Origin of the sequence: Nocardia sp. NPDC050412 (assembly GCF_044458825.1) — a bacterium.
Lineage (GTDB): Bacteria > Actinomycetota > Actinomycetes > Mycobacteriales > Mycobacteriaceae > Nocardia.
The window spans coordinates 22,587-48,132 of the sequence record NZ_JBITIJ010000028.1 but is presented as its reverse complement, the minus strand read 5'-3'; the positions used below and the strand labels follow the sequence as shown (position 1 = coordinate 48,132).

The 25,546-nt window shown below is 66.7% G+C and carries 22 protein-coding genes and 7 pseudogenes; 16 read left to right on the top strand and 13 right to left on the bottom strand.

The window, feature by feature from the left end; genetic code table 11:
* Window positions 1-432 precede the first annotated feature (432 nt).
* Window positions 433-783 (top strand): hypothetical protein, encoded by a 351-nt coding sequence (locus tag ACIBI6_RS40200; protein ID WP_396960376.1) that lies wholly within the window; start codon window positions 433-435, stop codon window positions 781-783.
* Between the two features lie 144 nt (window positions 784-927).
* On the opposite strand, the pseudogene ACIBI6_RS40195 reads toward ACIBI6_RS40200, so the two are convergent.
* Window positions 928-1,830 (bottom strand): annotated as a pseudogene (locus ACIBI6_RS40195) (IS5 family transposase).
* A gap of 830 nt (window positions 1,831-2,660) precedes the next feature.
* On the opposite strand from ACIBI6_RS40195, the gene ACIBI6_RS40190 reads away from it, so the two are divergent.
* Entirely contained in the window at window positions 2,661-4,256 is a 1,596-nt protein-coding gene (locus tag ACIBI6_RS40190) for a sensor domain-containing diguanylate cyclase (protein ID WP_329406777.1), read from the top strand.
* A 130-nt stretch (window positions 4,257-4,386) separates the two neighbouring features.
* Here ACIBI6_RS40190 and ACIBI6_RS40185 read toward each other — a convergent pair whose 3' ends face one another.
* Both ACIBI6_RS40185 and ACIBI6_RS40180 read right to left on the bottom strand, forming a co-directional pair.
* Entirely contained in the window at window positions 4,387-7,662 is a 3,276-nt protein-coding gene (locus ACIBI6_RS40185; protein ID WP_329406775.1) for a protein kinase, read from the bottom strand.
* A gap of 308 nt (window positions 7,663-7,970) precedes the next feature.
* Window positions 7,971-8,363, bottom strand: a complete 393-nt coding sequence (locus ACIBI6_RS40180) for a hypothetical protein (RefSeq protein ID WP_396960373.1) — start codon at window positions 8,361-8,363, stop codon at window positions 7,971-7,973.
* Window positions 8,364-8,482: 119 nt separating this feature from the next.
* On the opposite strand from ACIBI6_RS40180, the gene ACIBI6_RS40175 reads away from it, so the two are divergent.
* Window positions 8,483-9,022: a MarR family transcriptional regulator gene (locus ACIBI6_RS40175; RefSeq protein ID WP_327099060.1), complete on the top strand. Its 540-nt coding sequence runs from the start codon at window positions 8,483-8,485 to the stop codon at window positions 9,020-9,022.
* A gap of 20 nt (window positions 9,023-9,042) precedes the next feature.
* Here ACIBI6_RS40175 and ACIBI6_RS40170 read toward each other — a convergent pair.
* From ACIBI6_RS40170 to ACIBI6_RS40140, 7 genes and pseudogenes are all read right to left on the bottom strand, one after another.
* Window positions 9,043-9,246, bottom strand: a pseudogene (locus ACIBI6_RS40170) (AMP-binding protein); the annotation flags it as partial.
* Between the two features lie 26 nt (window positions 9,247-9,272).
* A complete protein-coding gene (locus tag ACIBI6_RS40165) occupies window positions 9,273-9,992 on the bottom strand; it encodes an alpha/beta hydrolase (protein WP_396960371.1) in 720 nt (239 codons plus the stop codon).
* Window positions 9,989-10,204 carry a hypothetical protein gene (locus tag ACIBI6_RS40160; protein WP_329406765.1) on the bottom strand — a complete coding sequence of 72 codons (216 nt, stop codon included), beginning with the start codon at window positions 10,202-10,204 and terminating at the stop codon, window positions 9,989-9,991. Before ACIBI6_RS40160 ends, ACIBI6_RS40165 begins: the two co-directional genes overlap by 4 nt.
* The gene (locus tag ACIBI6_RS40155; RefSeq protein ID WP_364359888.1) at window positions 10,201-11,256 is read right to left on the bottom strand and encodes an aromatic ring-hydroxylating dioxygenase subunit alpha; all 1,056 of its coding nucleotides are present in this window, start codon (window positions 11,254-11,256) and stop codon (window positions 10,201-10,203) included. The genes ACIBI6_RS40160 and ACIBI6_RS40155 overlap by 4 nt, the downstream gene beginning before the upstream one ends.
* 30 nt (window positions 11,257-11,286) lie before the next feature.
* The gene (locus ACIBI6_RS40150; RefSeq protein WP_329406760.1) at window positions 11,287-11,532 is read right to left on the bottom strand and encodes a hypothetical protein; all 246 of its coding nucleotides are present in this window, start codon (window positions 11,530-11,532) and stop codon (window positions 11,287-11,289) included.
* 49 nt (window positions 11,533-11,581) lie between these two features.
* Window positions 11,582-11,869: pseudogene (locus ACIBI6_RS40145) on the bottom strand (hypothetical protein); the annotation flags it as partial.
* Window positions 11,811-12,377 (bottom strand): Rieske 2Fe-2S domain-containing protein, encoded by a 567-nt coding sequence (locus ACIBI6_RS40140; RefSeq protein ID WP_396960368.1) that lies wholly within the window; start codon window positions 12,375-12,377, stop codon window positions 11,811-11,813. The pseudogene ACIBI6_RS40145 and the gene ACIBI6_RS40140, both read right to left, overlap by 59 nt.
* A 334-nt stretch (window positions 12,378-12,711) precedes the next feature.
* Here ACIBI6_RS40140 and ACIBI6_RS40135 point away from each other — a divergent pair.
* The 11 genes and pseudogenes from ACIBI6_RS40135 to ACIBI6_RS40085 all read left to right on the top strand — a co-directional run.
* Window positions 12,712-13,905 (top strand): annotated as a pseudogene (locus ACIBI6_RS40135) (IS701 family transposase).
* A 160-nt stretch (window positions 13,906-14,065) separates the two neighbouring features.
* The gene (locus tag ACIBI6_RS40130; RefSeq protein WP_329406754.1) at window positions 14,066-14,383 is read left to right on the top strand and encodes an FAD-dependent monooxygenase; all 318 of its coding nucleotides are present in this window, start codon (window positions 14,066-14,068) and stop codon (window positions 14,381-14,383) included.
* Window positions 14,314-15,243, top strand: a complete 930-nt coding sequence (locus ACIBI6_RS40125) for an FAD-dependent monooxygenase (protein WP_396960365.1) — start codon at window positions 14,314-14,316, stop codon at window positions 15,241-15,243. The genes ACIBI6_RS40130 and ACIBI6_RS40125 overlap by 70 nt, the downstream gene beginning before the upstream one ends.
* A gap of 44 nt (window positions 15,244-15,287) precedes the next feature.
* Window positions 15,288-16,169: pseudogene (locus ACIBI6_RS40120) on the top strand (hypothetical protein); the annotation flags it as partial.
* A 115-nt stretch (window positions 16,170-16,284) separates the two neighbouring features.
* Complete coding sequence (locus ACIBI6_RS40115; RefSeq protein WP_329406748.1) at window positions 16,285-16,674, top strand: RidA family protein; 390 nt, start codon at window positions 16,285-16,287, stop codon at window positions 16,672-16,674.
* 6 nt (window positions 16,675-16,680) lie between these two features.
* The gene (locus ACIBI6_RS40110) at window positions 16,681-17,688 is read left to right on the top strand and encodes an amidohydrolase family protein (RefSeq protein ID WP_329406746.1); all 1,008 of its coding nucleotides are present in this window, start codon (window positions 16,681-16,683) and stop codon (window positions 17,686-17,688) included.
* Entirely contained in the window at window positions 17,688-18,353 is a 666-nt protein-coding gene (locus ACIBI6_RS40105; protein WP_396960362.1) for an RraA family protein, read from the top strand. The genes ACIBI6_RS40110 and ACIBI6_RS40105 overlap by 1 nt, the downstream gene beginning before the upstream one ends.
* Window positions 18,340-19,011: an RraA family protein gene (locus ACIBI6_RS40100; protein WP_329406741.1), complete on the top strand. Its 672-nt coding sequence runs from the start codon at window positions 18,340-18,342 to the stop codon at window positions 19,009-19,011. The genes ACIBI6_RS40105 and ACIBI6_RS40100 overlap by 14 nt, the downstream gene beginning before the upstream one ends.
* Entirely contained in the window at window positions 19,008-19,610 is a 603-nt protein-coding gene (locus tag ACIBI6_RS40095) for a 4-hydroxy-4-methyl-2-oxoglutarate aldolase (protein ID WP_329406738.1), read from the top strand. Before ACIBI6_RS40100 ends, ACIBI6_RS40095 begins: the two co-directional genes overlap by 4 nt.
* Window positions 19,611-19,657: 47 nt before the next feature.
* Window positions 19,658-20,377: a GntR family transcriptional regulator gene (locus tag ACIBI6_RS40090; protein WP_329406736.1), complete on the top strand. Its 720-nt coding sequence runs from the start codon at window positions 19,658-19,660 to the stop codon at window positions 20,375-20,377.
* Window positions 20,378-20,466: 89 nt separating this feature from the next.
* Window positions 20,467-20,956, top strand: a pseudogene (locus tag ACIBI6_RS40085) (transposase); the annotation flags it as partial.
* Window positions 20,957-21,279: 323 nt separating this feature from the next.
* Here ACIBI6_RS40085 and ACIBI6_RS40080 read toward each other — a convergent pair.
* A pseudogene (locus ACIBI6_RS40080) lies at window positions 21,280-21,456 on the bottom strand (DUF6444 domain-containing protein); the annotation flags it as partial.
* 124 nt (window positions 21,457-21,580) lie between these two features.
* Between ACIBI6_RS40080 and ACIBI6_RS40075 the strand changes: the two are divergent.
* Window positions 21,581-21,832, top strand: coding sequence for a hypothetical protein (locus tag ACIBI6_RS40075; RefSeq protein WP_364359950.1), 252 nt, complete (start codon window positions 21,581-21,583; stop codon window positions 21,830-21,832).
* 172 nt (window positions 21,833-22,004) lie between these two features.
* Here the strand turns inward: ACIBI6_RS40075 and ACIBI6_RS40070 are convergent, their stop codons facing one another.
* Both ACIBI6_RS40070 and ACIBI6_RS40065 read right to left on the bottom strand, forming a co-directional pair.
* On the bottom strand, window positions 22,005-22,592 hold the full coding sequence (locus ACIBI6_RS40070) for an alpha/beta fold hydrolase (protein ID WP_396960359.1): 588 nt from the start codon (window positions 22,590-22,592) through the stop codon (window positions 22,005-22,007).
* A 378-nt stretch (window positions 22,593-22,970) separates the two neighbouring features.
* Window positions 22,971-23,891, bottom strand: coding sequence for an NADP-dependent oxidoreductase (locus ACIBI6_RS40065; protein ID WP_329406729.1), 921 nt, complete (start codon window positions 23,889-23,891; stop codon window positions 22,971-22,973).
* A 376-nt stretch (window positions 23,892-24,267) separates the two neighbouring features.
* Here ACIBI6_RS40065 and ACIBI6_RS40060 point away from each other — a divergent pair, with 376 nt between their 5' ends.
* Window positions 24,268-25,542 carry a LuxR C-terminal-related transcriptional regulator gene (locus ACIBI6_RS40060; protein WP_396960357.1) on the top strand — a complete coding sequence of 425 codons (1,275 nt, stop codon included), beginning with the start codon at window positions 24,268-24,270 and terminating at the stop codon, window positions 25,540-25,542.
* The last annotated feature ends 4 nt before the right edge of the window (window positions 25,543-25,546 follow it).

Genomic DNA, 25,546 nt, shown 5'->3' with positions numbered 1-25,546 from the left:
ACTCCGCGCTCGTCGCCCGCACTTACCGCAGGCGGGCCGACTCGGGTCATCCGCCGATCCGCTCGGCATCGAGGGTTCGCCATGAAGGGCCGGTCGAACGCAGCGCCGGAAGGTCGGTGTGGAATAACAGAAAAACATCGGTAGCAACCTGTGTGTCATGACAACCGATAAAGGTAGACGGCCCCGAACTGGAGCCGATACGATTCACTGGTCGCGCTCGGGTGGTGGTCGGTAATCGGTCATAAGGAAGGCTCGGAGAGAAGGACAGCCCGGCCAATTATTAGGCACGATCGAATCTCGATCCGAATATGCGTGCCTGGCGACATAGTCTACAAAACCGTTTTCTTACGCTCCCGGCCGCGTATTCCAGCGGATCAACACGGCAGGCGAGCGACGCCATCAATGGAGATTGCTATGATAAAATGAAACGCCATGGGATTCATGGCGGCAGTGGCCACCGCTATCGCGCTTACCGGTGCCGTGTCATCAACCGTCCAGGCCGAACCGACCGGCGATCTCGCATCGGATTGCGCGGTCCTCACCCCGATAGCCGCCAACGCCATCACAACCCTGACCCCGCTGCAGAGTCTGCCGGTGGACGAAGCAACAGCTGCCCGGGATTCGTACGTCGGGCAGCTGCAGGGGCAGCGCTCCAGTCTCGTCACCGCCGAGGGGCAAGCTGCACTCGACTCATATATCAGCGCTGTTCAGGCGGCTAGCTCGCCGTCTGCGGCCCCACAGATCCTCAGTTCCCTCAATAAGATTCGGTCGACCTGCGCGTAACGCGCCACCCGCCGAGTAGGCCCGGGGCATGACGTCGGAAGCAGTGCTTCCCAGCGTGTTCCCCGGGCCGTTCGCTTTGATCGTGGTCCACCACTCCAGCCGACAGGCCCCGCATCGTCCTTCGAGCCGCCGGTATCCACCGCGCTAGGTTGTGTCTCCCAATGATTTGAGCCATTCGACCATGAGGGCTAGGACGAATCCGGCACGGTAGGTGATCGCGAGCTTGTCGAAGCGCGTGGCGACCGCGCGCCAGTGTTTGGCCCTGTTGAAGGCGCGTTCGATGACGTTGCGCCGCTTGTAGATCTCAGCATCGAAGGGCGGTGCGCGACCACCGTTGCGGCCCTTGCGCTTGCGATTGGCGACCTGATCGCAGCGTTCGGGTATCACGGGTCTGGACGCGCGTGCGCCGCAGCAGGGTTCGGTTCGACGCCGCGGAGTAGGCACGGTCGGCGATCACCACATCCGGATTGTGTCGCGGCGGCCCGCCCTGCAGGGCGCGGCACCGCGATCGCGTCCAGCAGTGGCGGCAGCAACGGCGAGTCGTTGGTTTGGCCGGGCGTGAGCAGCACGGCCAGGCCGCGACCAGCGCCGTCGGTGGCCAGATGCACTTTGGTGCTCAACCCGCCGCGGGAGCGCCCGATCGCGTGGTCGGTCGGTTCATAGCCCGCTCACCGAGTCGGCGGCCGCGCCGGCGGCGTGCTGGTGCGCCCGCACGATCGTCGAGTCGACCGACACCACCCAGTCCAGGTCGCCGGTGGTATCAGCCGACGCGACCAGCGCTGTCAGCACCCGGTCCCAGGTGCCGTCGGCGGCATAGCGGCCGTGTCGTTTCCACACTGTCTGCCAGGGCCCGAAGTGCTCGGGCAGGTCCCGCCACGGCAGGCGGGTGCGCAGCCGGTACAGCATTCCCTCGACCACCAGGCGGTTGTTGGCGAAGTTACGGCCCACGTGGCCTTCGGATTTCGGCAGCAGCAACTCCAGCAATTCCCACTGTTTGTCGGTCAGAACCCGGCATCGATCACTGATCGCGGTCGCCACGGCGAACATGATGCACGATCGACCCCGAACATGGGGCCGACCGATCCATCTCATTGGGAGACACAACCTAGTGCGGCGCCGAAACCCACGAAGCGTGATGCGCTGTCAACGTTCGTGGGTGCCGATCCGGAGGCCGCAACTCGGCATGATCGCGGGCGAAACATCCGAACTTCAACGCAACATCGTCGACGAGCACTTTCTCGGCCACGCTGCGCCTGAACCCTAAGAATTCGAGATGTTCGTTCCCTACGAGATCACCCGACACCCCCGAACGCCGGAATTGCATACTCAAGAATGCCGCCGGTCGACTTATGACATACGAAGCGTGAGTCTCAGATACTCGATGTGCCGGCTTTGCGTCGAAATTCAGCGATATTCGATGTGCTCCAAATCGCTTGGGGAATGCGCTGAGTGCGAGCGGCTATCCGAATGGATCCGCCGAATCCTGTGCCACAGTCGGCGAAGCCGACAGACCTGGGTCATGAAGTCGCCCATGACATCGATGTGCGCTGTGACGAGGGCGGGATCATCGCCAGATCTCGTTAAGGAACCTCCGGATCTCTCAGGTTCGTTCCTGGTCTTCCGGTGCTCTGAATTCTCCGCGGTCATCGCACGCGCCAGCGTTTCGCACTCGCCGCGCGCGGCTGCCCGGGTCTCGGAGGTGGCATAGCGTGCGGTGAGTGCATCACCGAGCGCGCGCACCTTGGCAGCAATATGACCTCGGTCAGATTCAGCACCTACACCTTCTTCGATCAATGTCGGCACGGCATGGCCTGCGTTCTTGCGACCTCGACGCACCAAGGAATCGAGCAAAAGCCCACTGCTGCAAGCGAAGTCACGTGACCGTCAACATTCCGCTTGTCGAGGCCGAGCTCGCCGAGGCCGAAGAGGGCCACGCCGCCTCGACCTTAAGTCCAGTGCCGATCCGACCCATCGGTTTGCAAGCTCACCGAAATCCCATCTCCGCGCACCGCCGACCTTTATCGTGGGTTCTCTCACCAGCGGTTTATGCCCTCAGCGGCTACAAGCAAGGAACCACCATGCAGGAACAGCGACGTTCCGCGCTGATCGCGCAATGGCAGCGTGCTCTCGACATCGCCGGTGCGCCCGGTCCGACATCGGATGCCGCAACGTTGCTGGGACAGCTATACGATGTGTTCACAGCGGGGGTAGAGGCCGATCCCTTCGACGAGAGGATCGGCGCGGCAGTCGGATACGCACTGGCCGCGGCGGGACTGCTCGATCCGGCCGTGCCCGTCGCATCCGCGCGGGTACTGTGCCAAGTGGCCGACGACAGCGGACGGCCCGATGCCGTAGCCCGCGTAGCTGCCCTGCTCGCCGCTGTCGGGTGCGGCTTCCAGGAGCGGTTCCAGCAGGCGCCGACCGCAGGGAAGCGCGACGATGTCTGGCGCGACCGCCACAGTGCCGGCGATTTCCTGCGCCTCCTACTCGACAACACGGCCGTAGCGATTGCTGTTGGCGATATTCGTGGCACCCTGATCGACGCCAACCGTGGCCTGGCGCAGATGATCGGCGTCCCCGTCGAGAAACTGAGAGGGATTTCGGTACGTCACTTCGCACATCCCTTGGATACCGCCAAGATCAACACATTGGTGTACGACAAGCTGGTTCGGGCGCGGGGCGGCATGGTGAAGATCGAGAGCCGCGCGCTCAACCCGGACGGCAGCACGAAATGGGTAGCGTTCACCATCTCCTATGTCCGGGGATCCGGTACGCAGGCCGATTATCTGCTGGCTGTTGGCGAGGACGTGACCGAACGCCACCTGCTTGAGGAAGAGCTGCACAAGCAGGCCCGGCACGACCCGCTCACCGGCCTGCCCAACCGTCGCCATCTACTCGAACGGATGGACGCGCTCGCCGACACCGCTACCAGCGCAGACCTCATCGGCCTGTGTTTCGCGGACCTGGATCACTTCAAACAAATCAATGACCACTACGGCCACCGCATCGGCGACGAGGTCTTGCGCATCGTTGCCGATCGCCTTCATAGTGCCCGGATCCGCCAGGATTGCACGATCGCCCGCCTCGGCGGCGACGAGTTCGTCGTGCTCGTACCATCACCGGTCGACGAAGACTGCGTCGCCACCGCAGCCGACGCGCTCCTGACAGCACTGTCAGCGCCCGTCGTCGTCGAAGGATGCGAGATCGCGGTCTCGGCCAGTGTCGGCACGGTCGTGGCAAGCATCGCCGGCTCGGGACCCGAACAGCTGCTGGACGCGGCGGACCGGCAGCTCTATCGCGCCAAGCAAGACCGCTTGGCGCGCGGCAGCATGTGCTCGACCACTCGAAACTCTGCCCCAGCCGCCAGGCAGCGGACCCAGGAGCGGCAGCACACACCACCGCTGAAGCCCCTCGATCCGCCAGGAACGGCACTAACTCGGCTTCTCGCGAGCTCGCCGATCGCCGATTCTTGATACCGAGGCTTCGGTGAACACGTCGGACCGTTCCAGCGCAGTCAATTCCGTCGGCGCGGCGCGCGTTAGGCCTGCCGTGTGCCGAATCCGTCGATCGCTTGCGCACGAAACAGCATTGCGGGTCTGACGATCAAGGATTGTCGTGTCTGGCGTCGTCCACGATCCAGGCCGCGATCTGGGTGCGGGACGTGAATCCGAGTTTGCTCAGGATGTGTTCGACGTGGTGCTGGGCGGTACGTTGGGAGAGCACCAATTTCGCGGCGATCTGTTTGTTGGTGAGTCCTTGGGCGACGAGGTGCGCAACCTCCAGTTCGCGCTTGGTCAATGCCATTCCCGAATCGTGTGGTGTGGCGGTTGGCGGTTCACCCAGGGCATAGGACACCGCAGCGTTCATCCCCATGGTCCGGCCGCGCCGGAATGCCGCATCGAATCCTCGGTCACTCAGTGCGCGGCGCACCGTGCGCTCGCATGCCTCGTGATAGCGGGATAGCTCGTTGGCAAAAAGCTTGGTGCCTGAGGTGGACCGCGATAGATTTTGCACAGCGCCCATCAGAATGGCCGCGCGCTCACCATTATCGTCGGCGACCGTCCAGGCCAGCCCCTCAAGGGCGAGCGACGCAACGAAAGGGCTGTGCAACCCCCGGCTGACTCGCAGCGATTCCAGCAGCAAATCTTGTGCGTCGGACCGCCGACTTTGCTGCCACCTGGTAATGCCGATCCCCCACAGCGTGGTCGATCGAAACAGCGATTCGCCGCACGCTTCGGTGATGGAAAGTACTCGCTCGTGATGCTCTATTGCACGCGCTATATCGCCCTGAAGTGCGTACGCCCAAGCGAGCGAGATCGACGCTGCTAAGTACAGATACTCTCGCGGGTTCGAACCGGCCACCTCGACTACAGCCTCGAGGAAGGAGACTGCGCGAGCAGGTTCACCTCGATATAACGCCGTGGCACCCTCGGCATAGTCGACCAGCGCCTTGACCATTGGACTGGAATCGTGGTCGGCGTACTCGTGTGCCTGCTCCACGAGGGCGCCTGCGCGTTCTAGGTTCCCCTGGACCGCCGCCATGATTGCGCTCGCATGGAGTGCTTTGACGCGATCGGGTATCGAATGCGCGGCGGGATGGGACAGGATGCGGTCGAGCCAACGTCGCCCTTCGCCGTACTGGCCCAGATAGCCCCAATACAGGTGTAGGGCGTTGGCCGTGCGCAGCCCGGCTTCGGCGGCCTCCGCACTGTCTTCGGCAAGGCAGAACTCGAGCATTTCCCGGAAATTCGGTTGTTCACGGTCGAGCCGCGCGAGCCAGCCCAGCTGCCGGTCGCCGATCCACCCCGCCTCCGAATCCAGGGCCAATCGCTCGTACCAGTCGCGGTGGCGTCGACGCAGATCCCGGTACTCGCCGCTCTCCTGCAGCTTCTCCCGACCGTAGTCGCGCATGGTCTCGAACATCCGGAAGCGCACGACGCCATCGAGTTCCTCCCGGATCACGATCGACTTGTCCACCAGGGAGGACAGCGCATCGAGCAGGCTTTCCGGCGCCAAGTCGGCACCGCACACCTGCTCGACGGCATCGAGTTCGAAGCCGCTCGTGAATACCGATAACTGGGCCCATATCCGCTGCTCGACCGGTGTGCACAGCTGGTAGCTCCAGTCGATGCACCACCGCAGCGTCTGCTGTCGCGTCGGCGCGGTGCGGCTACCGCGGGTGAGCAGCGCGTACCGGTCGGTGAGCCGCTGCAGGATCTGTTCGGGCGACATGGCGCGCATCCGAGCCGCCGCGAGTTCGATCGCCAGCGGCAATCCGTCCAGCCGGGAACAGATCCGAGCCACGGTGGTCTTGTTGTCCTCGGAGAGTTCGAAGCCCGGCACCACTGCGGCGGCGCGGTCGGCGAACAATGTCACGGCGTCGTATTTGGGCAGTCCCCGAAATGCGGGCTCGTGGTCGGGATCCGGGACCGTCAGCGGCGAGACCCGCACGGTCGCTTCCCCGGCGATATCCAGCGGCTCGCGGCTGGTGACGAGAATCCGCAGATTCGGACAGGCCAGCAACAGCTTCTCGACCAACTCCGCCGAGGCCGCCACCACTTGTTCGCAGTTGTCGAGAACCAGCAGCATTTCCCGCGAGGACAGGTGCTGGAGCAGAACCGCATGGATCGGCTCGTCCGAATCGTCTCTCAGGCCCAAGGTGGCCGCCACGATTTCGACCAGCATCGACGGGTCGCGCACGTCGGCCAGCTCGATCATCGACACCCCATCGGCGAAATCGCGTCGAGCGTTCGCCGCCGCTCGCAGCGCCAGCCGGGTCTTGCCGACGCCACCGATCCCGGCCAACGTCACCAGTCGATGGGTGGACAACAGACTTTTCACCTCCGCCATCTCGGCGCGGCGGTCGACGAAACTGGTCAGCTCCAGCGGCAGCTCGGCGATGCTACCGAAATCTCCCGCCGTAGACGGCGGCGCCCATACCCGGATTGATGATGGGTGGTCTTGCTGCTCGTCGGTAGATTTCAGGTGCAACGCCATCTCGTCGATCTTGAACTCGTGGCGCAGTTGTATTTGCTGGAGGGCTTGCCCGAACGCCGCGGCCGAGGGCCGCTCGCGTGGATCCCGGCTCATTGCCGTCGCTACAGCTGCCGACAGGTCGTCGGGAATGCCGCTCGCGCGCAGGTGCGGAACCGGCTGCGTGGTGATTCGCACGAACTGGGCCACCACGTTCTCTCCGCTACGCCGTTCGAACGCGGCATGTCCGGTGAGTGCACAGAACAGGGTGGCGCCGAGCCCGTAGACGTCCGCGGCCGGGACCGGGGCCTCGCCCTCGAGCACTTCCGGGGCCGTGAACGCCGGTGACCCGGTCAACTTGTCGCCAGCTGTTTGGAACCCGCTGGCAATGCGTGCGATACCGAAATCGGTGAGAGCCGGCTCGCCGTATTCGGTGATCAGAATATTTCCCGGCTTCACATCCCGGTGCACGATCCCGAGCCGGTGCGCGCTATCGAGCGCGCCGGCGATCTTCACTCCGATCCGCAACACCTCCTCCGCTCGCAGCGGACCCTGCCGACGGATCCAAGCATCCAGCGAATCCAATGGGTGGTAAGGCATGACGAGATAGGGACGGCCGCTCGCGGTGAGACCGGTTTGGAGCACGGTGACGATGTTCGGATGTCCGGTCAGCTGGCCCATCGCCCGCTGCTCGCGGAAGAACCGCGCCTGGTTCTCCTCGTCCAACTCGGCGGTCAGCAACTTCACCGCGACCGTACGGTCGAGGGCCACCTGCACGCAGCGATAGACCACGCCGAATCCACCGTGACCGATCTCTTCTGCGTCCTCGAAACCAGCCAGGTTCAATTCCGCCGCGACCGGAGTCATGACGTCGCGGCGTGTCCGGAACAAATCATCGTCGGTCATCAGCTGTGTGCAATCCACTCAGCACAGGCTCGGACACAGGCAACAGGTGCGCTCACCTTTCAACAACGCCCAGCGTATCGCAGCGCGGGGTGGCCGTCCGGGTTCCCGGTCATCAATCAGGAACACCGTCACCGGTCGTCGAACAACGGATGGACTGCTCGACTCGACCGGGCGGGAGGAACCGGACCGCAATGTCGTGGGTCATTGACCCACAATGCGCCGCCAGCCCGGCCCGTAGTGCTCGGGCCGGGCCCACAACGGCAGGTCGATGCGGCATCCCCGCCACCATCAGGTGGTCGCGGGTAAGTTTACGCGGCCCATTTGGCCTTCTCGGATTTGAAGAGCACGTACACGACACCAGCGAAGGTCTCGAACGGCAGGCACCGATTGACGAGCTTGTCGTGCGCGATGACCACTTCCGCGTCATAGGCACTCGCACCGAGCGTTCGCACCGCGTGATAGTGCGACAGGATCAGATATTTGACCGGCTTATCGGTGTGCTCACGCAGCTTGGCCAGCCACTGGCGCGCCGCGACCGGGGTGGCCAGTGCCTCGAAGCAGACGACGAAATCCTCGCCCTCGATCGCGCCGATATTGGGGTCACCCTCGGCGGTCAGCGCGTACACACCGTTGGCGAGCACCTCGAGCGTCTGCACCTTCTCGCCGAGATCCGCCGACGAGGCGAAAGCCTTCGTGGTCATCAGCCCTCTATTAGTCAATGGTTTGATTAATTTGGGTCGAGTGTAGCCCCAACCACACCGATGGCAAGACCTGCTCCCCGTCACACCGCGCACCAGGCAGACGTCATTACCCTGTGCTCATGACCACCGCTCCGGAATCCCCCAGCGACCTCGACTACCTGACCTTCGTCGACTACGCGGTGGACAAGGCCAATCGGGAACTCCCCCAGGTCGACCCGACGGCGATGCGGATGGTGCTGACGCTGCACCGGGTGACCAGCGCGCTGGTCTACGACCTGGAATCCTCGGTGCACCGGCCGCGCGGCTGGAGCTGGCCCGGCTTCCGCATCCTCTTCGTGCTGTGGCTGGCCGGTCCCACCGAGGCCAAGCGCGTGGCCGAACTTTCCGGCAACAGCCGGGCCACGGTGTCGGCGCTGGTCAACACCCTGGAACGCGACGGCCTGGTGACCCGGGAAAAGGCTGAGCACGATCGGAGGGCGGTACAGATCACACTGACCGATCGCGGCCTCGACGCCATCACCGACGCCTTCCGCGAGCACAATCGGCGCGAAAGCGCCTGGGCCGGAACCCTGACCAAACCCGAGCAGACGATCTTCATCGGCCTATTGGAGAAGCTCATGCACGGCATGACCGAGGTGGCCGAGAAGCGCCGCAGCTGAACCGGAGCCACCCTGTGCGACAGCAACGCCAACCGGTCGCCCTTGCCCAGCCCGCGGTCGGCCAATGCGTGCGCGCACCGGTTCACGCTCGCGTCGAACTCCGCGTACGTCACGCGCCGTTCCCCGGCGATGACGGCGACCTTGCTCGGATAGCGCGAAGCGGTGCGGCGCAAGAGATCGCCCACGGAGTGCTGGCAGGCCCGGGCGATGGCGTCGCTGGTCATCGGGATATCCTTCCTGTCGGCGCGGGTCATGAGTTGACGATGGGGGAGTCCGCGAAGTCCGCCACGTCCGCGCGGATCAGTTCGGCGAGTTCAGCGGGTCGGGACAGGAACGGCGAGTGCCCGGCCGCGAGGTGGTGCACGCGCCCGGTCCGCTGCGCCATCTCGTCCTGGGCCGCGGGCGGCAGGCTGGCGTCGAGGTCGCACACGACGTAGCTCGTCGGGACGTACTTCCAGGCCGCGTCGGTCAGGGGCTGGGCTCCTGAGGCGAGGCTCTGGTGCGTGAGCCGCGCGGCATATTCCGTGGCGCTGGGCGCGGGGAGATCACCGTAGAAGATCTCCTCTGCCCGCCGGGCATCGACATACCCCTCGTCGGGATGCACGTCCCACCACTCCGGGATGCCCCCGCCGGCCGCCACCGCAGCCGCGGGCTGGCCGACGTCCAGGACGAACGCGGCCACGTAGATCACTCCGGCGACGTTCTCCAGACCGCAGGCGGCCTCGGTTGCGGGTACTCCACCGTAGGAGTGGGCGATCACGACCGCGGGACCGTTCACTGCCGAGACGGCCGCCCGGACCGCGGCGACGTCGTCGGAGAAGCTGCCGAGTGCGCTCGGATCGGGTCCGGAGGAGGGGAGGGAGACGCCGGTCGTGGTGAAGTCGCCGAGTTCGGTGCGGAGCCTGTCCCAGGCCCAGGGGCCGTGCCAGGCGCCGTGTACGAAAATGAGGGTGGGCCGTAGTGCGGTCATGTCGGGAGTCCGTTCGTTGCAAGGAGTAGGTCTTGATCCCAGCCGGTGGGTTCGGCGCCCTGTGGCGGGCCGGGGGGATTGTGGTGATGGCTGTCCATCCACTGCCACAGGTCGACCGGGTCTTCGGTGATGTGCTGGGCCGAGCAGTGACATGTGCCGAGCAGGGTGTCGGTCCCCGGAACCCACCGGACGCGGCAGGTGCGCCCACTCACCGGGGCGCTCCTCGCTCGCGACCCACCGTCAGCTGGGCCAGCCGGCGGCGCGCGGCCAGACCACCGGTGTCGAGGTTGACACTGAGTTCCCGGTAGCCCGCTGCCTCGTCGCTGATTACCTGTTCCAGGAGTTCGAGCGCGTCCACATCCTGCTGCACGACAGCCGTCTGCGCGGCGGCGATCTTGCGCGACAGCTCGTCGTTGTCGACCGCAAAATCCCGCGCCACCGCCCAGAAGTCGTGTGCACTGCGCCGGGTCTCAGGCGTGATCGCGTAGACGATCTCGTTGTGGAACCCGGCCGGGTCCGTGCCGTCGGGTTCCGGGCTGGTGCCGATGGGCGCAACGCGGGAGTGCAGCAGGTACAGGCCGGGGGCGTGGTACTCGATGTCTTGCCAGCGCGTAATGCGGTCGGGTAGCCCCGTTGTCGCTCGGTAGGCGGGCGGACATTCGGCATCGTCCATGTGGCGGCCGACCCGGACGACGCCGGTGCCCTCGTCGACGGTCGTCAGGATCGGGGTCTCGGCGACCTCGGCACTACCGATGTAGTCGGCGTGCAGGTACGTCTCGTGTGACAGGTCCATCAGGTTGTCCAGCAACAGGCCCGCGCGCGCCGCGAGCGGGGCCATCCCGCGCACGACAGCCCACCCGGGGGCACCGAGCCAGGGCGCCCGCGGAATGTCGGCGGGATCCGCTCGTTCCGGATCGCCGATCCACACCCAGACCAGCATGTCCTGTTCCACGAGTGGGTATCGCGGTACCCGAGCCGTCCGGGGAATCCGCTGCTGCGCCGGGACGGCTGTGCACCGGCCGGCCGGGTCGTAGGTGAACCCGTGGTAGCCGCAGACAATGCTGTCGCCGGACAGCGTGCCCTTGCTGAGCGGGTACCGGCGGTGCACGCACCGGTCGGCCAGCGCCGTGACCTCGCCGTTCGCGGTGCGGTAGAAGACGATCGGCTCGTCCATGACGGTCCGGGCAAGCAGGTGCGGCCCGATCTCCTCCGAGTGGGCGGCGACGTACCAGGACTCACGCGGGAACTCGGCGGGCAATGACATCAGGGGCTCCTTGTCGCCTGGGATTTGCGCTCAGCGCTGCTCGGCCGTCGCCAGCCGGTGAAGTAGGCGGCGAAACCGCAGCCCGGGCACGTCGGCCGGAACGCTCTGCTCGACGACACCCGGCCTGGCGTCGCGCTCCACGTACTGCTGAATCCATTCCAGAGCCTCGACGTCTTCGTCGAACACTCGCTGGACGTACGCGATCATCTCGGCATGCTCGATGGCGAAGGGCACATCCTGCCACCACATCCAGAACTGGTTGTGCCGAGGACTCATCCGCCGGCGTGACACAGTGGGCGATCACGACCTTGCGGATGTCGGCGGCGGCCGGATCGTATGGCTCGAGCCGCTCGATGGCGTAGTCCAGCGCGGGGGTGACCGACATCATGCGGCCGGATCGCCGGATCGGCACCAAGGGGTTGCACCCAGCGGGCGCGGCGAACGCGTTGAGCGTGGTCTCGAGGTCCTTGCAGTACCCCACGGACAGGTCCGCGAACCTCGCTGGGAACTCGTCGGCAGGCAACAGCTCCGGCACCGTCTCGGTGAACTCCGACTCACCGATCCCATGCAGGTGTTCCAGGTGCGTCAGATCGAGCAGATTCTCGTGAACCATCGCATAGTTGGCCGCGTTCAGGATGTACCCGGTGACGAAGTCGCCGCCGTCGAGTTCCCGCTCTGGCCACGGGATCAGGCCGGGGTCGGCCGCATCGGGATCGCCACCGGTCCAGATCCAGACCCACGGACCACGGACCACGCTGGAGCGTCGGGTAGCGGCGCACGCTGATCGACCCTGGGTCGGCGCCGGGAACGGACCGGCATCGCCCGTCCGGACCGTAGGCGAAACCGTGATAGCCGCACCGGATCACGTCGCCTTCCAAATGGCTACGCGACAGCGGGAAGCGCCGATGCGCACAGCGATCGTCGAGCACGACAAGCTGCCCGTCGGTGGCCTCGAAGAAGCAGACCGGCTCACCCAGTATCCAGCGCTGCTTGAGGGACCGGTCGAACTCGTTTCGCGCAGCCAGGACGTACCACGCCTCGCGCACCAGCGGGGCGAGCGCGCCGGGTGCCCGCGCCTTGGCCGACGCGGAACGTTCCGTCGCATGGGCAGTGGGAGTCATCGGGAAGTCCTTTCCTCTCCCAGGAAGAGAAATCGCGTCGACCATGTCAGATCGCCTGCATAACTCGGTACGGCCACACGGCGCGGATCGTGGTCGGATGGCGACACTGCCATCGAATCTCCTCTCAAATGTGGGCGAGATCTCAAAACGCAAGTATGGAAGCCATGATTGGTATCCAATCCGCGGTTGTCAAGAGCTTCTGTCCAAGGTAGATCGGAACTTCACCCTTGCGCACCCCTCGCAGAAGAGGCATATTGGCTACCAATAGTCCTAGCACGACAGTTGTATTTCGTTGTGATGCAGGATGTTCGATCCTGCGGTAGTTTGTCGGTCTGTGCTGGATGATGTTGTAGCCGAGGATGTTTCGGCGTGGCGGGCGGCGTTCGACGAGCTGTTCGCGCGGGTGGCGGGAGTGTTCTTCCGGTCCGAGCCGCGGCGGTGGGCGCGGTCGTATCTGACCGGTTTGCTAGCGCCGGTGGAGCGCAAGAACTCCTGGCAGCTGGCCGATGCTGCGGGCGCGGTGGGGCCGGACGGGCTGCAGCATTTGCTGAACCGTGCCCGGTGGGAGGCCGACGAGTTGCGTGATCGTCTGCGCTCGTATGTGGCCGAGGCGCTGGCCTGCCCGGATGGCGTCCTGGTGCCGGACGAGACGGGATTCCTCAAGAAGGGTGTGAAATCGGCCGGTGTCCAGCGGCAATACTCCGGCACAGCGGGACGTGTGGAAAATTCTCAGCTCGGTGTGTTCCTGGCTTACGCCGGCAAGTCCGGGCGTGCCCTGATCGATCGAGAGCTTTATCTCCCCGAGGCGTGGATCGGTGATCCGGATCGATGTCGAGAAGCTGGAATACCCGAAACCCGTTGCAATCAAGGGGTTTTGACGAAACCGCGACTGGCAGAGGCAATGATCGCCCGCACCCTGGACGCCGGTGTGGCCGCCGGATGGGTCGCCGCCGATGCGGCCTACGGGCGCGACGGGAAGTTCCGGGCCTTCTGCGAAACCCGCCGACTGTCCTACGTCCTGGAAGTTCCAATCCGGCAGACGGTGGACGATCTGGACGGCCGCCGCCGCGTCGACACCCTCGTCGGCCGCGCACCCGCCGAAGCATGGCACAGGGTGTCGGCCGGGCTCGGTGAGCGGGGTGAACGCGTATACGACTGAGCGTGGGCCACCCTGCCGTCCTTCGGTGATCTACCCGCCGGATTCGCGCGGACCCTGCTGGCCCGTCGCAGCCTCGAGGACCCCACCGATATCACCTACTACCTGTGTTTTCACCCCGCCACCGTCACCCGTGAGCAAGTCGTGGCCGTCGCAGGCGCCAGGTGGGCGGTCGAAGAATGCTTCCAAGCCGCCAAGGACCAATGCGGCCTGGACCACTACCAGGTCCGCAAATGGCACCCCTGGTACCGCCACATCACCCTGGCCATGCTCGCCCACGCCTTCCTCGCCGTCACCGCCGCCACCGACCCAAAAGCTCACGCGGGCTGGGCCGAATCACAGTCGCCGACATCCGCCGTCTCCTGGCGATAGTCCTTCACCCAGCCCGCACCCTCACCCACGCACTCGCTGTCTGCCGATGGCGCCGACGCCACCAGACCTACGTCCGCAACCTCCGACATCAACGAAACCGATTATGAAACAACGAAATACAACTGTCGTGCTAGGCAGAGTCATTGAGTGGAGCTCACGCATGAGCGGATCCGCGCCGCACGGCGACGCCGATGTGGACGTCCCGGTTCTGATCGTCGGCGGGGGCCCGGCCGGGCTGACTGCCGCTCTGGAGCTAGCGCGGCGTGGCGTCGGTGGCCTACTGGTCGAGCGGCGGGCGTTCACCACCCACTTCCCACGGGCGCATCTGCTCAACGTCCGCACCATGGAGACCTTCCACGACATCGGAGTGGCTGAACAGATCTACCGGGAATCCCCTTCGGAGGATCGGTGGCACAAGTGCGGTTCCTGGTCGGCGATGCCGCGCACCGCCACCCACCGACCGGCGGCTTCGGGCTGAACACGGCAATCGGCGATGTGGCGAACCCGGCTTGGAAGATCGCGGCCGTCCTCGCCGGTGAGGCCTCCGATGCGTTGCTGGACAGCTACGAGTCCGAGCGCATGCCGGTCGCCGCGCGCAACGTGGAGCACTCGCTGCGCAACGCGGGCCGGCACGCGCCGGTCGCCGCCGCGCTCGGCCTCGAGAACGGGCAGTCCGAACAGGACGGTTGGGCGCAGATCTCGGTATGGGCGAGTGACACCCCCGAGGGCACACGGCGACGGGACGCCGCAGCAGTCGCGGTGGCGCACAACGCCGAGGACTACAGCCAGCTCAACATCGAGGCCGGCTTCGCATACGAAGTCGGCGCCGTCATCCCTGACGGCAGCTCACCACCGCCCGGACACAACTCCGCCACCGAATTCCACCCGACTGCCCGGCCCGGGCACCACATCCCGCACGTCTGGCTGGACCGCGGCGGTCAGCGAGTGTCCACATCGGACCTGGTTGCGCCGTTGGGCATGACATTGTTCGTGGATGCGGCGGGCGGGCCGGTCTGGCGGCGCGCGGCCGAGACCGTCACAGATGTCCGGCTCACCGTTGTCGAGGTCGGCGGCGAGCTAGCCGACCTGTCGGGCGAGTGGGCGTCCGTACGCGGCACCGGCAGCGATGGTGCGCTGCTCGTGCGGCCCGACCGTCATGTCGCGTGGCGCGCCGCCGCCGCTCTGGGCGCCGAACTGACCGAGGTCCTGCGTCATCTGCTGCATTCCGGGCCGGCGCCGTCGGGGGCCGGCGGTGATCTCGGGGGGATCACCGATGCCGGCGAGGCCCTGCGAACGACCCCGACACGCGATCCGCAGCTGTTCACCGTGGTCGAGTGACACGCAAGCCACGTCGAAACAGACTCTAACGGAAGGGTATTGCCATGGCAGAGATCGTTTTCGGGGCGGCGACCTCGCACAGTGTGCTGCTGGCCGCGCCGCCGCACTGGTGGGCCGAACGAGCCGAGCACGATCGCGCCAATCCTGAGCTCTACGACAGCACCGGGGTGATTCGCAGCTTCGACGAGCTCGCGGAAGCGGCAGGGAGTCGGTTCGACGAGCGCTGCACGCCCGAAGTCTGGGAGGACGACTGGCGGCGTTGTCAGGCGGCGCTGACGAGGTTGCGCGAGGACTTCCGGCGCGTCGCCCCGGACGTCGTGCTGATCGTCGGCGACGACCAACGCGAGCTGTTCAGCGAGAGCAACCAGCCGGCGATGGCCATCTCGGCGGCCCCGGCGATGTCGACAGGTTTGCTCGACGACCACGATTCGGAGTTCCTCAAGGATGCGGCGCGCAGTTACCTGATGGACGACGAGTTCGCCTTCGCCGGGCACGCGGCGCTCGCCGATGACCTGGCTCGTGGCCTGACGAACGAGGGCTTCGACATCGCCTGGATGAACGCCGCGCCGCCCGGGACCGGGTTCGGGCACGCTTATGGCTTCCCGATTCACAAGTTCCTGCAACCTGATCCGGTCGCGGTCATCCCGTTCATGCTCAACACCTACTACCCGCCCAACCAGCCGAGTCCGCGCCGCTGCTTCGAGCTCGGGCGTGCCCTGCGCGCGGCGGCCGCCGCCTCGCCCATCGATGCCCGCATCGCCGTCCTCGCGTCCGGGGGACTGAGCCATTTCGTCGTCGACGAGGCACTGGACCGGCAGGTGCTCAGCGCGATCGTGAGCAAGGACGCCGAAGCCCTGTGCGCCCTGCCGGCCGCCCTGCTCAACAGCGGATCGTCGGAGATCCGGAACTGGATCACCGCCGCCGGCGCGATGGAGGCAGGCCGGTCGACTGGTCCGAGTACGTGCCCATCGTGCGGTCCGCCGCCGGAACCGGGTGCGGCATGGGCTTTCTCAGCTGGCGTTAGGGAGGAAGGACAACATCATGGCTCGACGTTCGATCGAAGTGCCCGGTCTGCATCACGGCGGTCTGCCGATCCCGCAGGCGTGCGTGGTGGGCAACCTGCTGACCTCCAGCGGGATCTCCCCGCTCGACCCGGCCACCGGTTCCGTGCCGGAAGGCACCGAGGAACAAGTGGAACTGGTGTTCGCGAACCTGCGGCGGGTGCTGGAGGCAGCCGGTGGCCGACCCGAAGATGTGGCCAAGTGCACGGTCTTCGTGCGGGACAAGGCGATCCGCCCGGTGATCGACAAGTACTGGACCGAGACGTTTCCCGACGAGGCCAGCAGACCGGCGCGGCACACGCTGCGCATCGACCTGGCCGATCCGCTGCAGATCCAACTCGAAATCATCGCCGTGCTGGGAGAAGGCTGACCATTCATGATCATTGACTCACACGCCCACGTCGTCGCGCCGGACGGGCTCTACGCCTACCGTGCCGCGCTGATCGCCGACGGCGGCTATCACGCGGGCAAACCCAAGGTTCCCGATGACGCGCTGGCACAGGCCGCCGCGGGCAACGTGTCCATCATGGACTCGGTGGGGACCGATCTGCAGCTGTTGTCCCCGCGCCCATTCCACCTGGGCACCTCCATGAGCCCCGCCAGGCTGGTGGCACCGTGGATCCGCGCGAACAACGACACCATCGCCCGAACCGTCGCGCTGCACCCGGACCGGTTCGCCGGGGTCGGCGCGCTGCCGCTGGTGCCCGACCAGCCCGTCGAGGTGGCCTTCGCCGAACTCGACCGCACCGTGGACCTCGGCTTCGTCGGTGTGCTGGTCAACCCCGACTTGCACGAGGGCCGGGGCGCCACTCCCCCGCTCGGCGACCGGTACTGGTACCCGCTGTATGAGAAACTGGTCGACTACGACCTGCCGATGCACGTCCACTCCGCGGGCTGCTACAGCGAGCGCGAGACCTACAGCGAGCATTTCATCACCGAGGAATCCATCGCGATCCTGTCGATGCTGCGCAGCCCGATGTTCACCGACTTCCCCACGCTTCGCGTGTTGATCTCGCACGGCGGCGGCTCCGTGCCCTACCAGATCGGCCGCTGGCAGGCCGAAGTCCTGCACCCGGCGCTCGGCGGCGGCCCCGCGACGGAGCGGTTCGAGACCTCGTTGCGCAGGTTCTGGTTCGACACCGTGCTGCACCATCCGCCGTCGCTGGAACTCCTGCTGCGCACCGTGGGCGCGGACCGGGTGCTGTTCGGCACCGAGAAACCGGGCAGCGGCAGCGCCCCCAACCCGGACACCGGCCGCGACTTCGACGACCTCAAACCCGTCATCGAAGGCTTCGGGTTCCTAATCGGACACCGACCGGCACGCAGTGTTCGAGGACAACGCACGTCTCGTGTTTCCCCGGCTGCAGAAAGGATGGTGCCCTAGTGAGCGATCTCGTGAAACGGTTACGGGCGCTCGACACCTGCGCGGTGTCTGATGCCCTTGACCGGCACGGTCTCACCGGCGTTGTCGACGGGCTCCGCCCGCTCGCGGCTCAGCGGCCGCTCGCCGGTCGCGCCGTCACGGTGTTACTCGGCCCGCCATCCGGCCAGTCGGCCGCGCCCACGAAGCGGCATCTCGGCACCGCGGCTGTCGAGTCCGCCGGGCCGGGCGACGTCATCGCCGTCGCCCACCAGGGCCGGACCGACTGCGCCGGGTGGGGTGGTCTGCTGTCGCGGGCCGCCGCGGGCCGTGGTGTCGAAGGCGTGGTGGTCGACGGCGCCGCCCGGGACCTGGCCGAGGCGGCCGAGGCCGGACTGCCCGTGATGGCCCGTGCCGCAACGCCGGTCACCGCGCGCGGGCGGACGACCGAACACTCCTGGGGCCAGCCGGTCGAACTCGGCGGGGTGACCGTCATTCCCGGCGACCTCGTCCTCGGCGATTCAGGCGGGGTCGTCGTCATTCCGGCGGCGCATGCGGACGAAGTGCTGGCCACCGCCGAACGGATCGCCGCGACCGAGGCGGCCATGGCAACCGCGATCGAGGCCGGCACGCCGGTATCCGAAGTCATGGGCAAGACCTACGAGGAGCTGACCTATGGTCACCACTGAGCAGACATATCAAGCCCGGGTGGCGGCGCTTTCCACCTCTGCGGTCTCCGACGCGCTCGACCGCCTCGGAATCGCCGGACAAGCTCTGGGTATCGCCCCACTCGACCGAAATTTCCGCCTCGTAGGCCGAGCCTGGACGCTGCGCTACGGACCGGTCGGACAGGACCGGGGCAGTGTCGGCGACTACATCGACGACCTCGGCCCCAACGACGTCGTCGTACTCGACAACCAAGGACGTCTCGACGCCACGGTGTGGGGCGACCTGCTCACCACCACCGCCCACCACCGCGGCGTCGCCGGGACGGTCATCGACGGCGTCTGCCGAGACGTCGACCGCAGCCTCACCCTCCGCTACCCGATCTTCTCCCGCGGCAATTGGATGCGTACCGGCAAGGACCGGGTCCGCGTCGAGGCCACGCAGGTTCCGGTGTCCATCGGCGGGATTCGCGTCGAACCGGGCGATCTGCTCCTCGGTGACGGCGACGGCCTGGTCGTCCTTCCCGCTTCCCGGGCCGACGACGTCCTGACGGCCGCCGAGGAGATCGAGCGCGCCGAGGACGCCATCCGGGCGGCCATTGAGAACGGCGCCACCCTACTCGAGGCACGCCGCGCCGTCGGCTACCACGACCTGCAGACCCGATCGGGGAGGACGTCATGACGGCGACCGGCATGCGGCTCAGCTCGGCCACTGTGCACGAGGCGGCCGGCCGGATCGGCGCATTGCCCGCGCAGATCAAGCCGCTCTCCCCCGAGATGCACATTGCGGGTCCGGCCTTCCCGGTCCGGGTGCCATCCGGCGACAACCTCTGGCTGCACCGCGCCGTGTACGCCGCCAGCCGTGGCGAGGTGCTCGTGGTCGAGACGGGCGGCGGCTTCGAGTACGGCTACTGGGGTGAGATCCTCGCCGAAGCCGCGATCGCCCGCGGCCTCGTCGGCCTCGTGATCCACGGCGGCGTTCGCGATTCGCGGCGGCTCGTCGAACTCGGCTGGCCGGTTTTCGCCGAACGTCTCTGCGTTCGGGGCACCGCCAAGGACCCGAACGGCGACGGTGATCTGGGCGAGCCGGTCCGGCTGGGCGACGTCACGGTACGCCTCGGGGACCTCGTCGTCGGCGATGCCGACGGGGTGGTGTGCGTTCCCGCGGCTGTCGCCGACGACGTCCGAGACAAGGCCGATCGGCGAGAACAGGATGAGGCCGACCATATCCGGCGCTTGCGAGCCGGCGAGACCACCCTCGCGATCTACCAGCTGCCGTGATCCGCGACCAGGCGGGCGACACACAGCCCGCTGCTATATTCGGAGCGGTGGCGGACGACGAACAACGGCCGGTGAGGCCAACGGAGCTGGTCACGTCCGCGATGCGAAGCCGAAGCGTCGCGAGCGTGATCAACCAACTGCGCGACATGATCATCAATCGTCGCCTCCTTCCCGGACAGCAGATCCGCCAGGAGGAAATGGCGCGCGTCCTCGGCATCAGCCGCGTGCCGCTGCGCGAAGCGCTCCGTGTGCTCACAACGGAAGGGCTGTTGACGCACCGGCCACACCAGGGCTACTTCATCACGAGACTGAGTGCCGAGGAACTCGAACAGATCGGGAACTTGCTCGAATTCCTCGAGACCGAGTTGCTCCGGACGGTCCGCTGGCCCAATGAGGACGAGCTCGCGCAGTTACACGCGATCAACCGGAAGATCGTGAAAGCGGCGCACGACGCCGACGTCTCGGCGGTCAACACCCTCAATCGCCAGCTTCACACACAGATCTTCCGCCTCTCGTCGCTGGGCATCTACCTCACCGAGGCCGAGAAGTTCTGGACACTGTCGGAGCCCTACCGCCTCCTGCATGTTGCCACCACCGACGCCACGGTCGCCATCGAGCAACACGAGCAGCTCATCGACGCGCTCGCCGCCCAGGACCGAGGTCTGTGCCTGCGCCTCCTGGCACACCACCGGCGCGAGACGCATGCGGCCGCGCTGACCATGCTCGCCCGTGACCAGGGGGATCTGTCCGGACTCGCCGCAGGATAATCCGGTCGGAGCCCGGGGGCTTCTGGACACCGCATTGAGCATGGGAAGTCTCGCCGTTGTGCATGTACCCATGCCGCTGGACGCGCGGAATCGGCGTACTGCCGGTCACCGTCGCCCGTGCCTGCGGCCACGACGTGGCCTATCTGCCCGGCCTGTCGATGTGCCGCATCGCCGATCTCTATCCGGGACAGGCGAAACCGATGCCCTGGATGCGTTCATCATCGCCGACACTGCCCGCGCCATGCCGCACACGCTGCGCCGGGTCGATGTCGGCGACGAAGCGTGGAAGCCACCCGCACCAGCAACCGCATCCGCGGCCTGCTCACCAGCATCCATCCTGCCCTCGAACGAGTCCTCGGCCCCCGCGTCGCGCATCCGGCCGTGCTGGAAATCCTGTCCCGCTGCGGCGGCCCCGAAGGCATCCGCGCCACCGGGAAACGCAAGCTCACCGCCCTCGCCGTCAAGCACGCACCTCGCATGGGCGCACGCTTGGCCGAGGAAATCTGGGCCGCCCTGCCCGAACAGACGGTCACCGTCCCCGGCCGCAAGGCCGCCGAGGTCGTGCTCCCGAAACTCGCGGCCTGTTGAAATCTGTTCTGCTGCAACGACAAAACGAGATCCGACGCCAGTGCCCGCAGCCGGGGCCCATAGGACACCGGCGCACCCACCCCGGCCGGCGCTGCGGCAGCGGTGACATGCCCGCATCCGCACCGAACCGAATGCACCCTGTGCTCGATGAACTCCGCAGCGATGACCTCGGGCAGGTCACACACCTGCCAGGCAACGATTTTCACCGTCCGACCACCGGCGAGATCACCGCCACACCCACCACACGCCGACGGCCGATACTCTTCGATGCGGTCAGCAATCGCCTCGCGCCACAACGCGAAACCCTCACCGCCAGGCTGCTTGCCCGGCTTCCGGCCAGCCTTACCCCGCTCCACACGAGAAGGACTGCGCTGCAACCGATCTCCCGATAGCGGTCGGGACGAATTCCCCGAGTTCTGCCCCAGCTGCCGCTTCAACTCCGCGACCTCGGCACGCAACTCCTCGATCACCCGATCCCGCTCCGCCAGCATCAGCAGCAACTGCTCCACAGTCGGCACGGGCACAGCTCAGACACCTGGAAAGCTCACCGGTAACCACACTCCCACAGTCAAGCCACCGCGGGGCAGAATCCGCTGCACGGGCTGTGGTCGGAAGATGCAGCCCGCGATGCCGCACGGCAATGTCTACTATCGGTGCATCGCGCGCACTCTTGCGCCCGGAAGCGAGGCGCTAGCCGATCATCCGAAGACTGTGAACCTCAGAGAATCGCATGTCGCTGGGCCGTTGAATCGTTGGCTCGCAGCTCAGTTCAGTAAGGAGAATCGTCGGCAGATCATCGAGATTCTGGTGGAGGCGTACAACTCCGACGACAGCGATACTCGACGAAGCTATCTGCGGCTGACGTGAGTGCTAATCCCGCTACGGCAGTCCTGCCCAGAAGTCGTTCAGGATGCGTGCACCCGCGGCGGGTTCCTGAGTCATCCAGAAGTGGCCGGGCCCGTCCAGGACGGCGATCGAGGCGCCGGCTTCAGTGGCCACTTCACGCCGCGTCTCGTAAGTGCCGGTGGCCAGATCTCCGTCACGGAGATGGCCAGGCCGAGGCGGCCGAGGCGTTCCGCCCGGTCTTTGCCAGCACGGGCTGTGCGCAAGAGCGGTAGAGGGAGAGGATCGCCTGCCCCATGTGTGCGTCCTGTCCGGCGGCCAGCCGCGTGGCCAGAGGATCGGAAGCTCCCCACTCATGCCATCTCTCCAGACGCTTCTCCATCGGTGCGTTGGCCAGCTCGTCCGCCCAGAGCTCGCCGAGTTCCGGGGTCTGGACGGTCTGGGCGATGTGGTGCCACTCGTAGTCGGGGTGGAAGATGCCGACCACGTCACAGACCCAGCTGCGGATCAGATCGGGGCGGTTCATGGCGAGGTTGAAGGTGTGTACTCCGCCCCAGTCGTGGCCCACGAGGTCGACGGGCTGTCCGAATGCTTCCAGGCGGGCGGTCAGCCAGGCGAGGTAGCCGTCCAAGGTCGCGTCGAAGCCGTCCGGTAGGGGCGTGCCGAACCCGGGAGGTGACAGGAGGAAGACGTCGTCTCGCTCCAGGTGCTCGAGCAGGAGACCCCAGACGGCCGAGACCTCTGGGCCACCGTGAAGGAAAACGGCAGGACCGTGCGTGCTCATGAAGTGCCTTTCATGTAATGACTCAATCGGCTACCTGTCGGAAGCCTGCTCGGCTGGACATAACGGGATGACCCTTTTGGCCCGCACCCCAAGGGTGGTTCTGTGGCAGAGGGTCTTCAGTGGGCGGGCAGCCGGGACGCTGAGAGAAGACCGGCCGCGGCGTCGAAACGGTCACACGGGACGGATCGAGCCGGTCCGGGCCGGATGATCAGGGTCGGACCGCGGCGGCTGAGAACGAGGTTTGCCTGCCTGGAACTCCTTGACGGTTTTCGGCAAGGCAGTCGCCGAGACGCCACCCGGGGCCGGCCTCACAACCCGGCACTGGCTTGGGGGTAATAGTGCGTCGGTGGTTAGCTGCTGCTCGGGAAGATGCCCGGCTCAGGGGTGGAGGACGATCTTGCCACGCGTGTGGCGCTTGCCCAGCTCCTCGTACGCTTCGCGGACCTGCTCGAGTGGGTAGGTGCGCGCGATCGGGAGTTCGATGGAGCCGTCCGCGATGGCCGCTGCGATCTCGGCGAGGGCTCCCCGCGGATCCGCAGGCGAGCCGCTGCCCTTGGTCTTGACGCCCAGTCGTGCGGCGCCGGCGAAGTCAACGATCGTGTTGATCCGGTCGACGTCGACCCCCAGCTCGACCGCCAGGTCGATGTAGCCGCCGCCGAAGGTGTCTACGAACGCGTCGACACCGCCGGGTGCGGCATCACGAATGCGCTCGAGCTGCCCCTGGCCGTACTGCACCGGAACGACCCCGCGCGAACGCAGCCACTCGTGGTTGTGCTCGCTCGCGAGCCCGATCACCGTCGCGCCCTTGGTGCGCGCAAACTGAGCGGCGAAGCCGCCAGCGCCCCCGGCAGCAGCGGAGACGACGATCGTGTCCCCTGGGGCCGCGCCCACGGCTTGGACGGCGGACCAGGCGGCCGACGGCGCGCCGAACAGCGTGCCGGCGACCTCCCAGGACAGGTCGGCCGGCTTGGCCACCAAGTGCTCGGCGGGCACGGACACAAGCTCGGCCAGGGCCTCCTTGCGGGCACTCCAGCCGTACACCCCATCGCCGACCGCCCAGTCGGTCACGCCGACACCCACAGCGTCGATCGTGCCGGCGAAGCTCGCCCCCACCCCGGAAGGGAACGTCAGCTCACCCCAATGCTTCGACTTTCCTGCGATGACCTTGATATCGCCCGGGTTGATCGCCGCAGCCTCGACTCGGACCACGACGCCTCCCGGCTCGGCGATGGGGTCATCGACCTTGCGGACCTCCAGGACGTCAAGGTCTCCGTGCCCATCGAACTTCACGGCTTTCATAGCCCACCTCCAGGTGCTGATCGTTGTCCGAACTGGCCCGAGCAACCGCTCAGGCTCCGTCGACGAAGGTCGCCGGGGGCTGTCGGCCCGGCCCGTCTTAACCAGGATCGCGCGGTTGACCGCGCCAAGAGCCTGGCCTCTCGGACAGTTTCTCCTAGCCAGCCGGACAGTGACGGTAACGGCAGCGGTGCTCACTCGTCCGGCCGCCGGCAGCGACGAGCGGATTGCCTGGGAGTGGCTTCGCTAGCGACAGGTCCTGAGCTGCGGCTGGGGCACAGTCGCGCGGCGCTCCCCGAATCGCAGCCGGCCTTTCGGCTGGTTCCGCCTATCCGAACGGAGGGGGAGGTGGTTCCGGGCAGCCGTTTACGCTGATGGTATGAACCTCACGGCAGCGGCCGACATCATTCGGGCACCTCTGCGCGAGATCCTGCCACGGTTGTCCGCAGCCTTGGCCGATACCGTCCCGCACCGGGCGCTCGCGCAGCTGTCCGGCAGTTGTGCGCACTCACCCGTCAAGATCCACACCGTCGGAGCAGGCGGCTGGGCGGTAACCACCGCCGAACTGGCCGCCCTCACCAAGCAGGCGCGGCCGGGTCAGCCGTGGCAGGGACAAGCCCTGGTCGCCGGAACCGAGAATCCGGTGCTCGCCGTTGCCAGCGACGCGGCCGAGCGCGGCGCTCTCCTCGTCCTCCTGCGCTCCGACGAGGCAGCAATCGCGGGCCCCGACCTCACCGCCGTCCAGACCCTGTGGGATCTGGTGACCGCATACAGCGCACGCATCGTCTCCGAAGCAGTACCCGGGCCGCTGGCGCTCTCGCGGGTGGCAGCCGGTGCCCGGGCCGCAGCCATCACCGAACTCGTGGACACCCACGGTGGCGTCCTGTCCGGGCTGCTCGGCGTACTGCGACGCCGCGACCTCGACGATCACAGGGCCAGGGAGCGGGCCATCGATCTGGCCCTCTCCGCGCTGGCGGAGTTGCGGGCCGGCGCCGACCAGGACAGAGCGCTCGCCGAGGAAGCCGCCGGCGACGGCTTCGCCCGGCTCGCCGACTCGCTACAACCGATGTTTCTCGGGCGGGGCGTGCGGCTGGATCTGGGCCCTCCCGGCACGGAGGAAGGCGCCGACCGGCACCTGCCCGCCGACGTCGCCCATGCCGCGCGGGCGGCCGTGCGATCCGTAGTGTCCGCCCTGCTGAACGAACAGGGCCCAGGATCGGATTCGATCAGCCGAGTACACATCAGCTGGAAAATCGCAGAGAACGAGCTGCGGGCGACCGTACGGGACGACGGTTCCGGTGTCCTGTCACGCGCCGCATTGCAGAACCGCCGGGTCGTCGAACGACTGGCAGCCCTGGACGGGCGGCTGGAAGTGGACGCCGTCCCCGGCTGGGGAACGACAGTCACCGCCACGGTCCCACTGGAGCCGCCGCAGGGGCCGCGCAACGACCCGCTCACCGTACTGGGAGACCGAGAACTCGAAGTCCTCGGACACCTCGCGCGCGGCAGACGCAACCGGCACATCGCCGAAGAGTTGCACATCAGTGAGTCCACCGTGAAGTTCCACGTGGCGAACATCCTCGACAAGCTGGGAGTGGACACGCGAGGGGAGGCCGCTGCACTCGCCCACACCTGGGGTGTCAACACCACCTGACACG

Coding starts and splice junctions, on each gene's coding strand:
- ACIBI6_RS40200 (WP_396960376.1), top strand. CDS start 433: ATGGGATTCATGGCGGCAGTGGCCACCGCTATCGCGCTTACCGGTGCC.
- ACIBI6_RS40185 (WP_329406775.1), bottom strand. CDS start 7,662: ATGACCGACGATGATTTGTTCCGGACACGCCGCGACGTCATGACTCCG.
- ACIBI6_RS40180 (WP_396960373.1), bottom strand. CDS start 8,363: ATGACCACGAAGGCTTTCGCCTCGTCGGCGGATCTCGGCGAGAAGGTG.
- ACIBI6_RS40175 (WP_327099060.1), top strand. CDS start 8,483: ATGACCACCGCTCCGGAATCCCCCAGCGACCTCGACTACCTGACCTTC.
- ACIBI6_RS40165 (WP_396960371.1), bottom strand. CDS start 9,992: ATGACCGCACTACGGCCCACCCTCATTTTCGTACACGGCGCCTGGCAC.
- ACIBI6_RS40155 (WP_364359888.1), bottom strand. CDS start 11,256: ATGTCATTGCCCGCCGAGTTCCCGCGTGAGTCCTGGTACGTCGCCGCC.
- ACIBI6_RS40150 (WP_329406760.1), bottom strand. CDS start 11,532: ATGAGTCCTCGGCACAACCAGTTCTGGATGTGGTGGCAGGATGTGCCC.
- ACIBI6_RS40140 (WP_396960368.1), bottom strand. CDS start 12,377: ATGACTCCCACTGCCCATGCGACGGAACGTTCCGCGTCGGCCAAGGCG.
- ACIBI6_RS40130 (WP_329406754.1), top strand. CDS start 14,066: ATGAGCGGATCCGCGCCGCACGGCGACGCCGATGTGGACGTCCCGGTT.
- ACIBI6_RS40115 (WP_329406748.1), top strand. CDS start 16,285: ATGGCTCGACGTTCGATCGAAGTGCCCGGTCTGCATCACGGCGGTCTG.
- ACIBI6_RS40110 (WP_329406746.1), top strand. CDS start 16,681: ATGATCATTGACTCACACGCCCACGTCGTCGCGCCGGACGGGCTCTAC.
- ACIBI6_RS40100 (WP_329406741.1), top strand. CDS start 18,340: ATGGTCACCACTGAGCAGACATATCAAGCCCGGGTGGCGGCGCTTTCC.
- ACIBI6_RS40095 (WP_329406738.1), top strand. CDS start 19,008: ATGACGGCGACCGGCATGCGGCTCAGCTCGGCCACTGTGCACGAGGCG.
- ACIBI6_RS40075 (WP_364359950.1), top strand. CDS start 21,581: ATGCAGCCCGCGATGCCGCACGGCAATGTCTACTATCGGTGCATCGCG.
- ACIBI6_RS40070 (WP_396960359.1), bottom strand. CDS start 22,592: ATGAGCACGCACGGTCCTGCCGTTTTCCTTCACGGTGGCCCAGAGGTC.
- ACIBI6_RS40065 (WP_329406729.1), bottom strand. CDS start 23,891: ATGAAAGCCGTGAAGTTCGATGGGCACGGAGACCTTGACGTCCTGGAG.
- ACIBI6_RS40060 (WP_396960357.1), top strand. CDS start 24,268: ATGAACCTCACGGCAGCGGCCGACATCATTCGGGCACCTCTGCGCGAG.